This window comes from Paraburkholderia caledonica NBRC 102488, from assembly GCF_000685095.1.
Lineage (GTDB): Bacteria > Pseudomonadota > Gammaproteobacteria > Burkholderiales > Burkholderiaceae > Paraburkholderia > Paraburkholderia caledonica.
Window position 1 is genome coordinate 150,703 of sequence record NZ_BAYE01000006.1, and the last position, 17,047, is coordinate 167,749.

The window sequence follows — 17,047 nt, forward strand, 5'->3', positions numbered from 1 at the left end:
TCTAAGCGACGGATGAAGTAGCAAGCTGTGCAAAGCGGCCAATCGAAAAAGCGTCGAGAGGCGTGGACGTGGCGCCGTCGATAACGAGATCGGCGAGCACCTCGCCAACTCCGGGCGCGAGCAGAAAGCCCCCGCCCGAGAAGCCGAAAGCATGCAACAGACGCGGCACTGCGCGGCTCGGCCCGATGATCGGATTGCTGTCGGGTGTCTCGCCTTCCACACCGCTCCATGTGCGAATCAGTAGCGCCTCGCGCAACGCGGGCAGCAGCGCGCAAGCGTCGCGCATGACGGCCCGCGTGGTTTCCGTCGACGGCTGTCCGTATTCGCCGTCGCCATGCCCGCGTCCGCCGCCGATCACGCAATTGCCGCGCGCCACTTGCCGCGCGTAGATGCCGCCGCCATACACGCCCAGGTTGTGCGTGATGAAAAGCGGCAGCGGCTCGGTGACCCACATGTTCGGATAGATCGGCTTCATCGGCGCGCTTTCGCCGAAGTAGCCCGCGACCGTATTCGCCCACGCGCCGGCGGAATTGATCAGCCAGTCCGCGCTGATCTGCGTGTCGCCCGCGCGCATATGGAAGCGTTTGCCGTCGTGATGAATGCCGCTCAATGCGGTTTGCTCGCGCACGTCCGCGCCCGCGGCACGGGCAGCGCGTGCAAATGCGGGCGACACGATGCGCGGATTCGCGTGTCCGTCGCTCGCGCATAACGATCCTCCAACAGCCGCCGCGCCGAGCCACGGATAGCGCTCGCGAAACTGCGCGCCGCTCAGCAACTGCGCGTGGAGTCCGTAATCGCGCGCCATGTCCGCCCATTGCTGAAGCGCGGCAAGGTCGCTCTGGCTGCGAGCGAGGCGTAAATGCCCCGACACCGTAAATTCGCCGTCGATGCCGATCAGGTCCGGCAAGCGGTCCCAGATACGACGCGCGAGCATGGCGAGCGGCATCTGCTCTACCGGGCGGCCCTGGCAGCGTACGCCGCCGTAATTCACACCGCTCGCCTGCGCGCCGCAAAAGCGCCGCTCGAAGAGGCCCACGCGCAAGCCGCGCCTGGCAAGCGCGAGTGCCGCCGACGAACCGACGAGACCGCCGCCCGCGATCGCCACGTCGTAGTGCGGTGCGTCACTCATCGCGGGCCTCGTCGGGAATCGCAGCGACGTCGTCGGCATACATCGCGGGCGACAGCGGGATGGGTTTCACCGGCGGCTGGCTGCGCAGGCGCCCAACTGCATCGAGCGGACGGCCGGTTTCTTCGGCGAGCAACAGAAGTGCGGCTTCGCCGCACATGCGTCCCTGGCAACGACCCATGCCGACGCGAGTCAGCGCTTTCAGGCGATTGATCTCGTTTGCTTCGCCAATGCGGATGCAACGCCGTAACGTGCCCGCATCGACTTCCTCGCAACGACAGACGGTCATGTCGTCGGGCCATTGCGCGGCGCATTTCGTGGGCGGTTCGAATGCCGTCTCAATGCCCGCGCGAAAAACGGCGATATGGTGCAGCTTGCGTTCAAGCGACGCGGCATCGAGCATGCCAGGTCCGCGTGGATGCCGGATGCCGAGGTCGTCGAGCAAGGCCAGCGCGGCGCGGCGTCCCGCGAGTTCGGCAGCGTCGGCGCCCGCAATGCCGGCGCCGTCGCCAGCCAGATAGAGGCCGCGCACGGTGCTGCGCCCAGCGGAGTCGAGTTCGGGCAGCCAGCAACGGTTGAGCGCGTCGAACCGGAAACGGCAACCGGCCAGATCCGCAAGTTGTGTTTCGGGCTTCAGGCCGAAGCTGATGCCCACTGCGTCACATGCAATTGATTCGGTAACCGAACTATTATCAGAGGGACGCCATTCGATGGCCTCGACGTTGTGTGTGCCGCGAATACCAACGAGCTTCACGCCCCGTTCGATACGTATGCGATGCGCGTTGAGCCAGCCGACGTAATACAAGCCCTTGGCGAATGTCGCCGGAAGCCGGGCGAGTCTGGAAACGGCTGAAATCTGTTGGCTGAGCGGGCTCGTATCGAGCACGGCCATGACTTGCGCGCCCGCTTTTACGTATTGATATGCGACGAGATACAGCAATGGTCCTGTGCCCGCAAGCACCACGCGTCGGCCGATTGCGCAGCCTTGCGACTTTAACGCGACCTGTGCCGCGCCGAGTGTATAGACGCCGGGCAAGGTCCAGCCGGGCACAGGCAAAACCCGGTCCGTCGCGCCGCTCGCAATGATCAGATGCGAGAACGGCACGCTGATTTCGCGCCCCGCCTGAAGTGTGTCGAGTCGCCCGCTTTCGCATGCCCACGCGAGTGTGTCCGGCCGATAGTCGATGTAAGGCAGGAGCGCTTGCATTGTCGTATGCAACGCGTTGGCCTTGCGCGCCTCGAAGCCGTAGAGCGTTTTCTTCGAGCGCTGGAAGCCGCCGTGTTCCGGTGGCTGCCGGTAGATCTGCCCGCCCCAGCGCGCATTTTCGTCCACGACGATGGGACGCATGCCTGCCGCGACCAGCGTTTCGGCAGCGCGCACGCCGGCCGGTCCGGCGCCGACAATCACAATGCGGCGATCGTCGCTCATTGCGCGTCTCCACTGTGGCTTTTCGCTGCGGCGCTCGCCGGTTCGATACGCGTCAGCACACGCAGTCCCGGGGTGACGAGCGTCGAGCATGCGCGCAGACGCTTGCCGTCTTCGGTGCGTATCCAGCAGTCCTGGCACGCGCCGATCAGGCAGAAGCCGGCGCGCGGCGCACCGCTGAAGTCGCTGTCGCGCACGCGCCGCTGTTGCATCAGCACGGCGGTCAGCAATGTATCGCCCTGCAGAGCGGACACTTTCCGGCCGTCGAGATAAAAGTGCAGAGGTTCGCGCCGCGTTTCGGCGATGCGGACGAACTGAGCCTCATCTCTGGGCACTGCGGCGTCGGACGGCGAAGAATTGGACTGCATGAGGGCGTGAACAGAAGAAGACATCAGTGCTGGCCGATCAGAATGCGGTTGAGTCCATACACGCGATCGAGCAGCAGCATTGCGCCCGCCGTAATGAAGATCACGAGCGCGGAGACGGAGGCCATCATCGGATCGATGGATTCTGTCGCGTACATATACATGCGAACGGGCAGCGTGACGGTTTGTGGCGACGTTACGAAGATCGACATCGTCAGTTCGTCGAAGCTGTTGATAAAAGCCAGCAGCCAGCCACCGGTTATGCCGGGCAGAATCATCGGCAACGTGATGCGGCGAAACGCGGTCCACGAATCGGCTCCGAGTGAATGCGCCGCGTGTTCGACGCTGCGGTCGAGGCCACTTACCGAGGCCAGCACGAGCCGCATGACGAACGGCGTAATGATGATCATGTGCGCGACGATCAACCACGCGAACGAGCCAGTCGCGCCGATCAGCGCGAAAAACCGCAGCAGTGCGATGCCGAGTACAAGACCGGGAATCACCAGCGGCGAGAGCAGCAAGCCGTTCAGAAAAGCGCGGCCCGGAAAACGCGCGCGGCCAATGGCGAGCGCGGCAGGCAGCGCGACGATCAGCGAGAGCGTCGCCGATGCAAACGCGAGCTTCAGGCTATTGAAAAACGCCGAGATGAAGTCGGGGTAGTTGAGAATCGCGCGAAACCAGCGCAGCGAGACGCCGTGCGTGGGCAGCGTGAGCGTTTCGTCGGGCGTGAAGGCGACCAGCACGACGATCACAAGCGGCGCGAGCACGAACGCAATGACGAGCGTGTGGAAAATCAACGCGATGGGACCGTTCTTTCTCATGATGTTTCCGCGCGATGAGCCGCTGTATCAACCCAGGCTTCTGGTGTATCTGCGTTCCAGAACCCGGTAGTAAGTGAGCATCACGATCAGATTCGCAACCAGCAACAGCAGCGCGATGGTGGCGCCGAGCGGCCAGTTCAGCGAGCCGAGGAACTCGTCGTAGACGGCGGTCGCGGCGACCTTTAGCCGGCGTCCGCCGAGCAGTCCGGGAATCGCGAATGCGCTTGCCGACAAACCGAACACCATCAGGCTGCCCGACAGAATGCCCGGCGTGAGTTGCGGCAACACGATGCGGCGCAGCGTTGTTGCGGGCGACGCCATCAACGACAGCGCTGCGTTCTCCGTTTGCGGATCGAGTTTCTGCAACGCGGTCCACACGGGAATCACCATGAAGGGCAGCATGACGTGCACCAGTGCAATGACGATCGCGAAGGTGGTGTACTCGAGCTTGTAGGGGCCGAGGCCGAAGAGGCCGAACGCCTGATTCACGAGACCGTTGCTGTTGAGCAGCATGCTCCAGCCGAACGCACGCACGACGACCGAGACGAGCAGCGGCGCGAGAATCACCAGCAGAAACATCGAACGATACGGATCTCGCATGCGCGACAGCACGTATGCTTCCGGCGTGCCGATCACTACGCACAGCAGCGTCACGAGAAACGCAATGCCGAACGTGCGCAGAAAGATCGTGTGGAAATACGATGAGCCCAGCACTTCGGCGTAGTTGCCGAACTGGAACGCGGCGAGCGGGCCACTTGCCGGATCGAAACGATAGAAGCTCAACACGAGCGTCATCAGAAGCGGCACGAGCACGAGCGCGACGAACAGCAGGAACGCGGGCAGGCACATGAGCCACAGCGGCAAGAATGCGCGCCACGGCGCACGCCTCGCGCCTGCGGATGCGGTCTTGCCGTTCTCCGTTGCAGGCAGCGTGCTATCCATGATGCGCATCCCGCTGGATAAAGCGGATCGCTTCGCTGTTCCAGTCGACGCCGACTGCCGCGCCTTCAGGCAACGGCTCGTTGCCTTCGTTCTGGCAGCACACCAGCACTTCGCCGAGCCGGCTGTCAAGACGATACAGCCACTGACTACCGAGGAAAAAGCGGCTCGTGACCGTGGCCGGCACGCGTCCCGCGTCCGGCGGACAGAGCCGGAGTTTTTCCGGGCGAATGCACAGTGTTACCGCGTCGCCTACGCCGACCACGCGCTCGCGCATCGGCAATTGCGCGGTACGGCCGGTCTCGCAGAGATCATGTCCGAGGTCGATTCGGATCGCGTCGCCCTCGCGCGCGATCACCGTTCCCGGCAGCATGTTGGCCTTGCCGATGAACTGCGAGACGAAGCGATTCTCTGGGCGCTCGTAGGCCTCGTATGGCGTGTCGATCTGCGTGATGCGGCCGGCTTCCATCACCACCACGCGGTCGCTGATCGACAGCGCCTCTGACTGGTCGTGTGTGACCATGATTGTCGTCGTGCCGATCTTGCGTTGAATGCCGCGCAGTTCGAACTGCATGTCTTCACGCAGCTTGGCGTCGAGATTCGACATCGGTTCATCGAGCAGCAGCACGGGCGGTGCGATCACGATTGCGCGCGCAATCGCCACGCGCTGCCGCTGCCCGCCCGACAACTCGCGCGGGAAGCGGTGCGCGAACTGATCCAGCCGCACGAGCGACAACGCTTCGCGCACGCGTTCGTTGCGCTCCGCCTTGTCGACATTGCGCATTTCGAGTCCGAAGCCGACGTTCTCCGCCACGCTCATATGCGGGAACAGTGCGTAGCTCTGGAACACCACGCCGAGGCCGCGTTTGTTCGGCTTCATATGCGTGATGTCGCGACCGTCGAGCGTAATGCGCCCACGTGTCGTTTCGAGGAAGCCGGCGATCATCTGCAGCGTCGTCGTCTTGCCGCAACCGGAGGGGCCGAGCAGCGAAACGAACTCGCCTTTTTCCACCGACAGATTGACGTCCGCGACGGCCTGAAGGTCTCCGAACGATTTCGTGACGTCTGTAAGTGTGAGGAACGACATGATGTGGCCTTTAGATGCCTCGATGACGCCGACTCTAGCCAGCCAAATTATGCGGCGTCAATTTGAAATTCCGATTAGCGATATTTAATTTTGAAACATTCCGTTGAATGGAATACCGAGTTGGCATGCGGTGGGAAGTGTTTCATTGCGCAGCAGTGGTAAAAACCCTATGAGACTATGGCACCGTCGCAGGGCAAGGCGGGCGACCGCGATTCCACGAAAGGCGCAAACGCTTTATAGTATTCCGGTGATCGAAATACGAACGAGCCAAACGAGATGAATGCTGCCACCAAGCGAGATACCGGAAGCGGGACCGCCGAAACCGCCGAACCGGGCGCGGTGCCCGGCACGGGCATGCTGGAACGCGCTTTCGCCGTGATTCGCGCATTGTCGGAAGCCCAGCCCGACGGCGGTCGGGTCACGCGTCTCGCGAAAGCAGTGGGTCTGACGCAGGCCACCGTGCATCGCATCCTGCGTGCGCTGATTGCGGAGGGCATCGTCGAACAGGACGAAAACTCGAAGCTTTATCGCCTCAGCGTGAATTTTTTCGCGCTCGCGGCGCAAGCAGGAAACCCGAGTGGCATGCGCACTTTGTGCCGCCCCGCGTTGTTGAGGCTTTGCGCGAGTCTTGGCGACACGATCTTCCTGCTTGTCAAAAGCAGTTTCGACGCGGTGTGTCTCGACATCTGCGAAGGCCCGTTTCCGATCCGCTCGTTCACGGGAGATATTGGCGGGCGCGTGGCGTTGGGCGTGGGGCAGGGCAGTCTCGCGATTCTCGCGTTCCTGCCCGAGGCGGAGCGCGAGGAAATCATCCGCTTCAATGTGCCGCGAATTCGCGGTTACGGAGTGCTGGACGAAGTGTACTTGCGCACGGAAATCGAACGCGTGCGGCAGTTGGGATACGCGGGCCGCAATAGCGGCGTGCTCGACGGCATGGCAGGCGTGGCTGTGCCGATTCTCGACCGCACCGGCGTGGCGGTCGCGGCCTTGAGCGTGGGTACGCTGGCGGCGCGATTGAGCGACGATCGCTTGCCCATGGTCGTCGAACTGCTGCGCCGTCAGGCCGAAGCGATCGGCCCGCAAACCAATCCGTTCGATGTCGCGCTGCGACGGCCCATGCATGGCTTGTCGCGCGCCATGACCAGTGTGCGCATCGCGGGCTCGGAGCAAGAGTAAGCGGCACAGTCACGCGATAACCAGGCGTCGCGTGCGAACCACGCAACGCGACGCCTTTGCATCGAGCAGGAACTCCGCGCCTAAAACACCTTAACGGGCACGTTCACGACGAGACGGTATTCCATGTTGTTGCCGTCCGAGTAGTGGTAGCTGGCGTTATGCCACATCGCGATGAACGTGACCTTGGTGTCCTTGAAGCGGCCGCTTTGCAGCGTATAGCTCGGAATGAAACCGAACTCGTGATGATGGCCGTGCACCGGCTCTCCGTTCTTCCAGTAGAGATCGTGCAGCGCGGCTGACGGCGAAGCGTTTTCCGCAGCACCCGCCGATCCATCGGCGCCCCAGCCATACGCGCCCCAGATCATCGCCTTCAGCCCCAGCAAGCCGGCGTATTTTCCGTCGAATGTATAGCGCAGCTGCAGCGACTGTTCATGCGGCGCGTTGTAGTCGACGTCCATCGAGTTCGTCAGGTAGATGCCGTTGGTTTCGTTCACGTAGTCGAAGAACTGGTCGCCGAGTACCTGCTGATAACCGAGCAGCAGCGCGTGTGGGCCGTGTTGCGCGGACACGGACACGCTGTATGCGTTGCTGTTGATGTGCCCCTGACGCGACGCGCCTGTGTCGTGCGTCGAGTAGATGTTGGCGAGCCCGCTCCATTTGACCGTGGTCGGATCGCCGAACGACTGCGCGACCGAGCCGTAGTACTGGCGCCAGACGTCGTCGGCCTGATCGACATACAGAGCCATCTCGCCGTTCTTTGCATAGTGCCAGGTGCCGCCGAGATAGGTCACCCGGTCGATTCGCGTGCCGCCATACGATGTGGTCAGATTGCTCAGATTCGTGTGACCGCGTGCATCGACCTTCGTGAAGCTGCCGGCCTCGAGCGTAGTGTGAGCAAGATCGTTACTGACGAGCGAAACGCCAAGAAAGGTCGGCGGCAGCGCGCGGTTGTCGTGCGGTTCGAGAAACGGATTCGTCACGTCTTGAAGACCGTATTTCACGACCGTTTCCGAAATGCGTCCTTTGATGTCGTACATGCCCGGGTACGCCCACGCGAGTTGTTGCGACCCGCCGCCGCTTTTCCCAACGTGCACCATGTTGCCCGCGCCGTTGCCGCCGTCGAGCTTCAGCGCCGCGAACAGCGACGCGTCGACGCCAAAGCCGATCAGACCTTGCGTAAAGCCGGATTCATAGTTGACCTGCATGCCTTGCACCCACGCATGACGGTAAGTCGTGGTTGGCGCCTCGAAGTAGTCGGCGTAATTGCGGAATTGCAGGTTCAGGTGACTATCCGCGATGAAGCCCCGGCTCGCGGCCTGGTTCGATGGCGGCGTGGGCGGCGTGACGGTTTGCGAGGCCTCGGCGTTGACGATCGCGTTCGTCGTGTCAGGCTGATCGTTTCGAATCTGACCGCCCTGATCCGCGCGGCGCTTGTTCGCAGGCTGAGCCTGAGACACCTGCGCGGGCGACGACAACGTTTGCGCGGCAGGCGGAGCCGTAGCCGGGCTGGTCGAGGGCTGCGCTATGGCGTCGTCAGCATATGCATTTGCGGCAACGGCCATGGCGGGGAGGGTAATTGCACAGCAAAGCGCGGCAGTGAGTCCGGACTTTTTTGACCGGTTTTTTGTTGGGTTATGTTTCATTGGGAATGTCTCGACAGTTGTTATTGAAACTCTGGCTGACGCTTAGCCAGTCCATGCTGATCGCTCGTCATGCTGATGACATGACGAGCGAATCCCACGGCGTGGCGTAAACGCCGCGCCGGTGAATGTGAGGCCGCTGGTTAAAACGTCCGGGATCTAATCGTTGCTAACGCGGATGCACGCCACTCGTGTCGAGTTCGCGCCGTGCGTCACGGGTTGTGGAATCTGAGCCGCACAAGCGTCGATCGCATCCGGACACCGTGTGCGAAACGCGCAGCCCGACGGTGGGCTCAGCGGCGAAGCGATTTCGCCGCGCAACAGCAGATGGCGGCGCGCTCGCTCGATCGCCGGATCGGGCACCGGCACCGCGGACAGCAAAGCGCGCGTGTAAGGATGGCGGGGCGTGCCGTAGACATCGCGCTTGTCGCCGAACTCCATCACGCGTCCCAGGTACATCACGAGCACGCGGTGACTGATTGCCTTGACGACCGCGAGATCGTGCGCGACGAACAGTAGCGACAGCGACAACTCCCGCTGCAGATCGCGTAACAGATTGACGATCTGCGCCTGGATCGACACGTCGAGTGCGGACACCGGTTCGTCGCAGATCACCAGTTGCGGCTCGCCGATCAACGCGCGCGCGATGCCCACGCGTTGACACTGGCCACCCGAGAACTCATGCGGATAGCGGCGCAGATGCTGCGCGTTCAGGCCGACCCGTTCCAGCATGGTCAGTACCCGGCGCTGCACGTCGGCGCGCGCGATGTCCTTGCCGTGCGTGAGCAACGGTTCGGCGACGATCTGTTCGATCGTCATGCGCGGATCGAGCGATGCGAGCGGGTCCTGGAAAATCATTTGCACGTCGCGGCGCAACAGCGTCGTATCGCGGCGCGCGTTCGGCAATACGGTTTCGTTGCCGAGCCAACGCACACTGCCGCTTGCGACTGGCGCGAGCCCGACGATCGCGCGCGCGAGCGTCGACTTGCCGCAACCGGATTCGCCGACAAGGCCGATCGTCTCACCGCGTCGCACGCTGAACGACACGCCGTCGACGGCTCGCAATGTCGTCTTGCCTGACCACGGGTAGCCACCGCGTGGCACACCGAACTGCACTTTGAGTTGTTCGACTGAGAGCAAGGTGGTTGCTTCGCCGCTTGCAATGGAAGTCGCGTTCATACGTGTTGTGCCTCGAGTATTTCTCCGACGGGACGATGGCAGGCGCGCAGTGCTTGCGGATCGCCCTCCGCTGCAACGAGCGCAGGACGCGACTGGCGGCACTGATCGCTGCAGTACGCACAGCGCGGCGCGAACGCGCAACCTGCGCCGACTTCGCCAGGCAGCGGCGGATTGCCCGGAATGGTTTGCAACGGACGGTCGTCGTCGGGGCTGTCGGTGAGGCGCGGCAATGCGTTGAGCAGCCCGCGCGTGTACGGATGCGTGGGCGCGGCAAAGAGCGATGCGGCACTCGCCTGCTCGACGGTCTGGCCGGCATACATCACCATCACGTCGTCGCAGAGTCCCGCGACGACGCCCATGTCGTGCGTGATCAGGATGATCGCCGTGCCCCGCTCGCGATTCAGTTCGCGCAGCAACTCGATGATTTGCGCCTGCACGGTTACGTCGAGCGCGGTGGTGGGTTCGTCGGCGATCAGGATTTCGGGCTCGGACAGCAGCGCCATTGCGATCATCACTCGTTGCCGCATGCCGCCGGAAAACTCGTGCGGATACATGCCGATGCGGCGTGCGGAATCGGGAATGCGCACCGCTTCGAGCGTTTCGATCGCGCGGCGGCGCGCGTCGCGGCGCGACATCTTGCGATGCAGTTGCAGCGTTTCGGTCATCTGCCGTTCGATCGTCAGGAACGGATTGAGCGAGGTCATCGGGTCCTGAAAGATCATGCCGATGCGGTCGCCGCGGATTCTGTTGAGCGCCGCTTCGTTCATCGCAAGCAGGTTTTCGCCGCGATAGAGCGCTTCGCCCGACACGTTGCCGTTGCCCGCGAGGAGACCCAGCAAGGCCATGACCGTCTGGCTCTTGCCCGATCCGGACTCGCCGACAATGCCGAGGGTGCGGCCCGCTTCGAGCGAAAACGACACGCGTTGCACCGCGTCGACGGGTGCGCCTTCGCGGCGCGTGAAGCGCACGCTCAGGTCTTTGACTTCGAGTAGCGGCATGTCAGCGGTCCTTCGGATCGAAAGCGTCGCGCAAACCGTCGCCGACAAAATTCACGCAATAGAGTGTCACGCACAGCATCACGGCCGGGCATAGCAGAAGCCAGGGCATGGATTCGAGCTTCTGCGCGCCGTCCTGAATCAGCACGCCCCAGCTTGTCATCGGCTCCTGCACACCGAGGCCGAGGAACGACAGAACCGACTCCGTCAGCACGATATTGGGCACGGTCACGCTCGCGTACACCACCACGACGCCGAACAGGTTCGGCACGATATGACGCACGATGATCGACCGCGAACTCACGCCGATGGCCTTAGCCGCGTCGATGAACTCGCGTGAGCGCAGCGACAGCGTCTGGCCGCGCACCACGCGCGCCATGTCGAGCCACGAAAACGCGCTGATGGTCAGCACGACGAGATAGAACGCGCGGCCGAACATCGTCATCATCAGAATGGCGATCAGCATGTAGGGAATCGCGTACATCATGTCGACGATGCGCATCATCACCGCATCGACGCGGCCGCCGAGATAACCCGCGGTCGCGCCATATGCAACGCCGATCAGTCCCGACACGAGCGTGCCGAGCAAGCCGACTTCAAGCGAAACGCGCCCGCCTTGCAACGTGCGCGCGAGCAGGTCGCGGCCAAGCTCGTCGGTGCCGAACCAGTGCATGTTTTGCAGCGTGGGCGGCAGGCTGATCGCGGACCAGTCGCTGTCGATAGGACCGTTGGGCAGCAGCCACGGACCGGCCACGCATGCAATCACGATCAGCAACAGCACGGCAAAACCGGTGAACGCCGCGCGGTTGCGCACGAAGCGCGCGGCGGCGGTAGCAAGCGGCCCGCGCGAGCGGGGGGCGCTGGCAATGGCCGCGAGCGGATCGAGCGCCGCGGCAGTCGATTGAATGGAGCGGGCCATGATCAGTACCGGATACGCGGATCGAGCCACGCATACGCGAGGTCGACCAGCAGATTGAAAAGCACTGCAACGGCGGTCGTCAGCACGACGAGGCCGAGCACGAGCGTGTAATCGCGATTGATCGCGCCGTTCACCACCAGTTGGCCGAGCCCCGGCAGTGCGAATACCGACTCGGTCACGACAGCCGCCGTGATCGACGAAATACAGACGGAGCCGAGCAGCGACACGACAGGCATGAGCGCCGGCTTGAGCGCGTGACGCAACACGATCGTGCGGCCCGGCAAGCCTTTCGCGCGCGTCGTGCGAATGAAGTTGCCCGACAGCACTTCGATCATGCTGCCGCGCATTACCCGCGCAATTGCAGCCACGTTGATGAACGTGAGCAGCACGATCGGCAACACGCGATATCGCCATTCGCCTTCGCCCCAGCCGCCCGCGGGCAGCCACCCATGACCTTCCGAAGTCTTCAGCAGGATCGCGAAGATCCAGACGAGCACGGGCCCCAGCACGAACGGCGGCACGACGTTGCCGATATTGCCGAGCACCATTACCGCGTGATCGACGAAACGGTCGCGGCGCACCGCGGCCAGCGTGCCGAGCGTGACGCCGATCACGACTGCTATCGGCACCGACACGCCGCCCACGCCGAGGCTCACCGGCAACGCTTTCCACACCAGGTCGTTGACCGACCAGTCGGCGTAGCGGAACGACGGCCCGAGATCGCCGTGCAGGAGCGAACCGAGGTAGTGGAAGTACTGCAGCCACAAGGGTTCGTCGAGGTGATACCTGGCGTTGAGATTCGCGAGCACGGCCGCCGAGAGTTGCTTCTCGGTGTCGAATGGCCCGCCCGGCGTGAGATGCAGCAGCAGATAGCACGCGGTGATCACGGCGAGGATCGTCGGGATCGCCCAGAGCGTGCGGCGCAGCGTATAGGCCAGCATGTCGATGCTCCGCGCTTAGTGCTTGATCAGATACATGTCTTGTGTGGCGCGCTGGTCGACGTAGTTGGTCGACGTATAGCCGCCCACATACGGCTTCACGAGCCGCACCGCCGAGTACTGGAAGAGCGGCACCATCGGGTAGTCGTTCATCGCCGTGTCATGCGCCTTCGTGAGAAGCTCGGTGCGCTTTGCGTCGTCGAGTTGCTGGTTGGCTTCGTCGACGATCTTGTCTACTTGCGGATTGCAGTAGCGTTGATCGTTCTGCACGCTATTGCAGCGGATCAGGTCGAAGTACGACATCGCGTCGTTATAGTCGACGAACCAGCCGTCGCGCGACGCCTGCACCTTGCCGTCATGCCGCTGCTTGAGCAGCACCTTGTATTCGACGTTTTCGAGCTTGGTATTCACGCCGAGCTTGGTGCGCCATTCGGACGTCGCGAAGAGCGCGACCTTCTTGTGCAGGTCGTTCGTGTTGTACGTCAGCGTGAAGGTGAGCGGCTTCGCGTCGGAATAGCCGGCGCTCTTCAGCAGATTGCGTGCGTAGTCGACGCGCTTTGCCATCGGCCAGCCGGCCCAGTCCGGCTTGAAGACTGCCGCGCCTTGCGTGCCCTTGGAGATGAGGCCGTACATCGGCAACTCGCCGTCGGCGGTCAGGCGCTGCGTCAGCAGATCGCGGTCGAGCACCATCGAAAGCGCCTGACGCACGCGCTTGTCCTTGAAGGTCGGGTCTTCGTTGTTCAGGCTGTAATAGTAGGTGGCGATTTGCAGGCCGGTCTTGAGCTCGGGCCCGAACTGCTTGCTCACTTGTGCATAGATGCCCGACGGAATCGAATACGTGTAGTCGAACTGGCCGGCCTGGTACATGCGCATGGCCGTTTCATCGTTCTCAATCGGCAAATAGGTCACTTTGGTGATCACGACCTTGCTCGCGTTCCAGTAGGTCTTGCTCTTCGCGCCGACGAGACGGTTGTTGGGTTGCCAGTCGGCGAGCGTATAAGGACCGTTGCCGACGAAGTTGCCCGGCCGCGTCCACTCGCTGCCGAACCTGGCCACGACGTCGCGGTTGACCGGCGCCATGGTCGGCATCGCGGCAAGCTGCGGGAAGAAGGCCGCGGGCACTTCAGTGGTGACTTCGATCGTGTACGGATCGACGGCTCGTGCGCCGAGGCTCGAGAGCGGCGCCTTACCTGCAAGAATTGCCTTCGCATTCTTCACGAATTCGACCAGCACCGTGTATTTAGAGCCTGTCTTCGGATCCAGCACGCGTTGCCATGCGTAAATGAAGTCTGCCGCCGTGACCGGCTGGCCGTTGCTCCAGCGCGCGTCGTGGCGCAGCTTGAAGATCCACGTGTCGGGCGCGGTTCGCGTCCACGATTGCGCGACGCCCGGGACGACCGCGCCGGCCGCGTCGATGCGCGTGAGGCCTTCGAACATGTCGAGCGCAATGGTGTTGCCTGTCCACGATTCGATATGAGCGGGGTCGAGCGATTCGGTTTCCGCCGGCACCTGGCGGGTGATCTCCTGGCTGGCGGCGAGCGTGACGCCGGGCGGCACCGTGACGGCAAACGCGGAAGAGGTAAATGTAAGGACGAGCGCACTCAGCGCCGCCGCATAGGCAAACGGGGTTTTCATCGGTTCAGAATCGCAGGAAAGGTCGAGAGAGAAACGCGCAGACGCGGGAGCGCCCGGTTATCTGTCTTATTCGGGCCTGGGCGGCCCTTGTTGTTTGTCCAACATGCAGGAATCCTTACATTTGGTAATGCAGGCTGTCCCTGCCGGATGAACCGGAAAAGGAGCCCGCTTCTTTAAAACAGTCTCGGTGTGCCGACCCAGACGACCACCGACTCTACGCGAGCGGTGTTCACCCAACTGTGCGGCACCGTCGATTCGTAATGCGCGCTGTCTCCCGCGCGCAGCACAAACGTCTTGCCTTCCAGCGTCAACGACACTTCGCCGGCGATCACATACATGAACTCTTCACCGGCATGCGTCGTGACTTCCGAGCGCTTTTGCCCCGGCGGCATTCTCACGAGGATCGCCTCGAGCTGACGGCCGCCCGTCACATTGGTCAATCGGGCGAACAGATTGGCCGAGTCCGCGAAACCGAAAAACTTCAGCTGATCGCCGCGGCTCACCGACCGCTCTTCGCTAGGCGTGTCGACGAAATACTGCACCGTCACTCCCAGCGCGTGAGCGATGCCAGCAAGCGACGTGATGGAGGGCGACGCCAAACCTCTCTCCACCTGCGACAAAAACGGCTTGGAAATTCCTGCCGCGGTTGCCGTGTCGTCCAGCGTTCGCTTGAGTCGGTGCCGCAACGCGCGGATCTTGCTGCCTATTTCGAGTGCCGCATTGCTCTTATGAATTGTCGTGACCATAGCAGGAGGAAATTAGCCCGTCAAAATTTGTTTGATATATACAAATATGGTTTGATGACGCTTTCGCGGGACTGCGGGCCTGGAGCCCCGGCTGGATATGCGCCACATCTTTCGTAACAGCACGCTATGTTGCCAGAACCCACACGACCTCCGGCCAGTTTGACCGATGACGCCGCGAAAACCGGGCGTCTCTTCCGCCAGGATCGCGCGAGGTTTCGGCGCTGTGCGTGGCTATGCAAGCATCCACTCACGCACAACCGCGCGAGCCGAATTGATGCCGCTCTCCAATCCCTAAGTATGGGCTAGCGGGATGCAAACCCGAACGCCAAGACCGGCAACTCATGACCGTCGAGCCGTTTTCCGCAATTTGATTTTTCGCGGCGGCTAGCAAGTTCATGCCACCGCACACAACTGTTTCAAGCAAGAGGTAGATGATGAAATCATCCAGGCGCGCTGGCGCGCATATTTCGCAGACGCGTTCTTTTTCGACCGTCTTTCTGATCGAGATGTGGGAACGTTTCGGCTACTACGGCATGGCCGCGCTGCTCGTGCTGTTCATGATCGACAAGCTGCACTTTGCAGACAGCCACGCAACACTCACGTGGGGCGCCTTCACCGCGCTCGTCTACGCTTCGCCGTCGATTGGCGGCTGGATTGGCGACACCATTCTGGGCGCGCGCCGCACGATGATTTTCGGCGCCGTAGTGCTGGCCGCCGGCTATCTGATGCTGGCATTGCCCAACGACCAGCTTGCGTTCATGTACGCGTCGCTTGGCGTGATCGTCGTGGGTAACGGCCTTTTCAAGGCGAACGCGGCGAACCTTGTGCGGCGCATCTATGAAGGCGACGACGCGCGCATCGACAGCGCGTTCACGATCTACTACATGGCGGTCAATATCGGCTCGACGGTGTCCATGCTCGCCACGCCGTGGATCAAGGACCATTTGGGCTGGCATACGGCCTTCGGCGTCTGCTGCGCGGGCATGCTGTTGTCGGTGGCGAACTACTTCGTGATGTTCCGCACATTGGCGCATATCGGCTCCGCTCCGGACGCCGAACCGGTACGCTGGCGGCGCGTCGGCGCGGTCGCAGTTGGCGGCGTCGCGCTGGGCGTGGCGACCATGTTCGTGTTGCAGCACAAGGCGATCGCAGTCGCCTGCGTGTATGTCGCGGGCGCCGCGATTCTGGCTATTTTCGGCTACATGCTGCTCAAGTGCGAACGCTCGGAGCGCGCGGGTCTCGTGGCTGCGTTGATCCTCACCGCTCAGGTGATCCTGTTCTTCGTGTTCTATGTGCAGATGTCTACGTCGCTCACGCTGTTCGCGCTGCGCAACGTCGATCCGCGGTTCTCGCTGTTCGGCACGACGCTCTTTACCTGGAGCGCGGCGCAATTCCAGGCGCTCAATCCCATCTGGATCATGCTGCTGAGCCCGTTGCTGGCGCTGCTTTATACGCGGCTCGCGAAAAGCGGCAACGACGTCCCGGTCGCAGTGAAATACGCGTTCGGCTTCGCGGTGGTGGCGGCCGGCTTCTTCGTCTATGCGGCAAGCGGTCACTCGGCTGTCAATGGACGCGTGTCGTCGTGGTTCATGGTCGGCGGCTATGGGTTGTATTCGCTCGGCGAACTGCTCGTGAGTGGCCTGGGCCTCGCGATGATCGCCCGCTACGTACCCGCTCGTATGGGCGGCTTCATGATGGGCGCGTACTTCGTTGCGACCGGTGTGTCGCAGTATCTGGGCAGCGTGGTCGCGAATTTCGCGCAGATGCCGGCCGGCGACATGGACCCGCTCGTGTCATTGCCGCTTTATACGAAGCTCTTCACCGGTCTCGGCTGGCTTGCCGCCGCCGGTGCGCTCGTCGCGGTACTGCTCTTGCCGCTGATGCGCAAGCTCTCGCGTGAACATCAGCGATCCGGCAACGACGCGCGCGACCGCGCAACGCAGTCTGCTACGGCCGGCAGCGCGGTGACCGAATAAGCGCGGTTCGCCGGAACGCGGTGGACTCAGTTTGCGGCTGCCGTCTTGCTGCCGTCTGGCCTCGCCGAAGTATCATGGC

General features: G+C 62.7%; 15 protein-coding genes. 2 read left to right on the forward strand and 13 right to left on the reverse strand.

Features of this window, described 5'->3' with window-relative positions; translation table 11 throughout:
- Window position 1: 1 nt before the first annotated feature.
- From BCA01S_RS14550 to BCA01S_RS14575, 6 genes are read right to left on the reverse strand one after another with little or no spacing between them, the layout of a single operon-like run.
- Window positions 2-1,129 (reverse strand): NAD(P)/FAD-dependent oxidoreductase, encoded by a 1,128-nt coding sequence (locus BCA01S_RS14550; RefSeq protein ID WP_027777523.1) that lies wholly within the window; start codon window positions 1,127-1,129, stop codon window positions 2-4.
- Entirely contained in the window at window positions 1,122-2,555 is a 1,434-nt protein-coding gene (locus tag BCA01S_RS14555; RefSeq protein ID WP_027777524.1) for an FAD/NAD(P)-dependent oxidoreductase, read from the reverse strand. The genes BCA01S_RS14550 and BCA01S_RS14555 overlap by 8 nt, the downstream gene beginning before the upstream one ends.
- Entirely contained in the window at window positions 2,552-2,920 is a 369-nt protein-coding gene (locus tag BCA01S_RS14560) for a (2Fe-2S)-binding protein (RefSeq protein WP_042318654.1), read from the reverse strand. Before BCA01S_RS14560 ends, BCA01S_RS14555 begins: the two co-directional genes overlap by 4 nt.
- Window positions 2,921-2,943: 23 nt before the next feature.
- Window positions 2,944-3,738, reverse strand: a complete 795-nt coding sequence (locus BCA01S_RS14565; RefSeq protein WP_027777526.1) for an ABC transporter permease — start codon at window positions 3,736-3,738, stop codon at window positions 2,944-2,946.
- Between the two features lie 27 nt (window positions 3,739-3,765).
- A complete protein-coding gene (locus tag BCA01S_RS14570) occupies window positions 3,766-4,680 on the reverse strand; it encodes an ABC transporter permease (RefSeq protein ID WP_027777527.1) in 915 nt (304 codons plus the stop codon).
- Window positions 4,673-5,764, reverse strand: a complete 1,092-nt coding sequence (locus BCA01S_RS14575) for an ABC transporter ATP-binding protein (protein WP_027777528.1) — start codon at window positions 5,762-5,764, stop codon at window positions 4,673-4,675. Before BCA01S_RS14575 ends, BCA01S_RS14570 begins: the two co-directional genes overlap by 8 nt.
- Before the next feature lie 276 nt (window positions 5,765-6,040).
- Here BCA01S_RS14575 and BCA01S_RS14580 point away from each other — a divergent pair, with 276 nt between their 5' ends.
- Complete coding sequence (locus BCA01S_RS14580; protein ID WP_027777529.1) at window positions 6,041-6,940, forward strand: IclR family transcriptional regulator; 900 nt, start codon at window positions 6,041-6,043, stop codon at window positions 6,938-6,940.
- 80 nt (window positions 6,941-7,020) lie between these two features.
- Here BCA01S_RS14580 and BCA01S_RS14585 read toward each other — a convergent pair whose 3' ends face one another.
- The 7 genes from BCA01S_RS14585 to BCA01S_RS14615 form a co-directional block, all read right to left on the reverse strand.
- Window positions 7,021-8,583 carry an OprD family outer membrane porin gene (locus tag BCA01S_RS14585; RefSeq protein WP_027777530.1) on the reverse strand — a complete coding sequence of 521 codons (1,563 nt, stop codon included), beginning with the start codon at window positions 8,581-8,583 and terminating at the stop codon, window positions 7,021-7,023.
- Window positions 8,584-8,739: 156 nt separating this feature from the next.
- On the reverse strand, window positions 8,740-9,759 hold the full coding sequence (locus BCA01S_RS14590) for an ABC transporter ATP-binding protein (protein WP_027777531.1): 1,020 nt from the start codon (window positions 9,757-9,759) through the stop codon (window positions 8,740-8,742).
- The gene (locus BCA01S_RS14595) at window positions 9,756-10,757 is read right to left on the reverse strand and encodes an ABC transporter ATP-binding protein (protein ID WP_027777532.1); all 1,002 of its coding nucleotides are present in this window, start codon (window positions 10,755-10,757) and stop codon (window positions 9,756-9,758) included. Before BCA01S_RS14595 ends, BCA01S_RS14590 begins: the two co-directional genes overlap by 4 nt.
- Window position 10,758: 1 nt before the next feature.
- Window positions 10,759-11,673 (reverse strand): ABC transporter permease, encoded by a 915-nt coding sequence (locus BCA01S_RS14600; protein WP_027777533.1) that lies wholly within the window; start codon window positions 11,671-11,673, stop codon window positions 10,759-10,761.
- A 2-nt stretch (window positions 11,674-11,675) separates the two neighbouring features.
- Window positions 11,676-12,614: an ABC transporter permease subunit gene (locus tag BCA01S_RS14605; RefSeq protein ID WP_027777534.1), complete on the reverse strand. Its 939-nt coding sequence runs from the start codon at window positions 12,612-12,614 to the stop codon at window positions 11,676-11,678.
- Window positions 12,615-12,629: 15 nt separating this feature from the next.
- Window positions 12,630-14,246 carry a peptide ABC transporter substrate-binding protein gene (locus BCA01S_RS14610; RefSeq protein ID WP_027777535.1) on the reverse strand — a complete coding sequence of 539 codons (1,617 nt, stop codon included), beginning with the start codon at window positions 14,244-14,246 and terminating at the stop codon, window positions 12,630-12,632.
- A gap of 173 nt (window positions 14,247-14,419) precedes the next feature.
- Entirely contained in the window at window positions 14,420-14,992 is a 573-nt protein-coding gene (locus tag BCA01S_RS14615) for a helix-turn-helix domain-containing protein (RefSeq protein ID WP_027777536.1), read from the reverse strand.
- 434 nt (window positions 14,993-15,426) lie between these two features.
- Between BCA01S_RS14615 and BCA01S_RS14620 the strand changes: the two genes are divergently transcribed.
- Window positions 15,427-16,968: a peptide MFS transporter gene (locus tag BCA01S_RS14620; protein WP_027777537.1), complete on the forward strand. Its 1,542-nt coding sequence runs from the start codon at window positions 15,427-15,429 to the stop codon at window positions 16,966-16,968.
- Window positions 16,969-17,047 lie beyond the last annotated feature (79 nt).

Bases quoted from the DNA above. Each gene is read 5' to 3' on its own strand.
- BCA01S_RS14555 (WP_027777524.1), bottom strand. From the start codon at position 2,555: ATGAGCGACGATCGCCGCATTGTGATTGTCGGCGCCGGACCGGCCGGC.
- BCA01S_RS14580 (WP_027777529.1), top strand. From the start codon at position 6,041: ATGAATGCTGCCACCAAGCGAGATACCGGAAGCGGGACCGCCGAAACC.
- BCA01S_RS14550 (WP_027777523.1), bottom strand. From the start codon at position 1,129: ATGAGTGACGCACCGCACTACGACGTGGCGATCGCGGGCGGCGGTCTC.
- BCA01S_RS14605 (WP_027777534.1), bottom strand. From the start codon at position 12,614: ATGCTGGCCTATACGCTGCGCCGCACGCTCTGGGCGATCCCGACGATC.
- BCA01S_RS14565 (WP_027777526.1), bottom strand. From the start codon at position 3,738: ATGAGAAAGAACGGTCCCATCGCGTTGATTTTCCACACGCTCGTCATT.
- BCA01S_RS14560 (WP_042318654.1), bottom strand. From the start codon at position 2,920: ATGCAGTCCAATTCTTCGCCGTCCGACGCCGCAGTGCCCAGAGATGAG.
- BCA01S_RS14600 (WP_027777533.1), bottom strand. From the start codon at position 11,673: ATGGCCCGCTCCATTCAATCGACTGCCGCGGCGCTCGATCCGCTCGCG.
- BCA01S_RS14570 (WP_027777527.1), bottom strand. From the start codon at position 4,680: ATGGATAGCACGCTGCCTGCAACGGAGAACGGCAAGACCGCATCCGCA.
- BCA01S_RS14575 (WP_027777528.1), bottom strand. From the start codon at position 5,764: ATGTCGTTCCTCACACTTACAGACGTCACGAAATCGTTCGGAGACCTT.
- BCA01S_RS14615 (WP_027777536.1), bottom strand. From the start codon at position 14,992: ATGGTCACGACAATTCATAAGAGCAATGCGGCACTCGAAATAGGCAGC.
- BCA01S_RS14590 (WP_027777531.1), bottom strand. From the start codon at position 9,759: ATGAACGCGACTTCCATTGCAAGCGGCGAAGCAACCACCTTGCTCTCA.
- BCA01S_RS14620 (WP_027777537.1), top strand. From the start codon at position 15,427: ATGAAATCATCCAGGCGCGCTGGCGCGCATATTTCGCAGACGCGTTCT.
- BCA01S_RS14595 (WP_027777532.1), bottom strand. From the start codon at position 10,757: ATGCCGCTACTCGAAGTCAAAGACCTGAGCGTGCGCTTCACGCGCCGC.
- BCA01S_RS14610 (WP_027777535.1), bottom strand. From the start codon at position 14,246: ATGAAAACCCCGTTTGCCTATGCGGCGGCGCTGAGTGCGCTCGTCCTT.
- BCA01S_RS14585 (WP_027777530.1), bottom strand. From the start codon at position 8,583: ATGAAACATAACCCAACAAAAAACCGGTCAAAAAAGTCCGGACTCACT.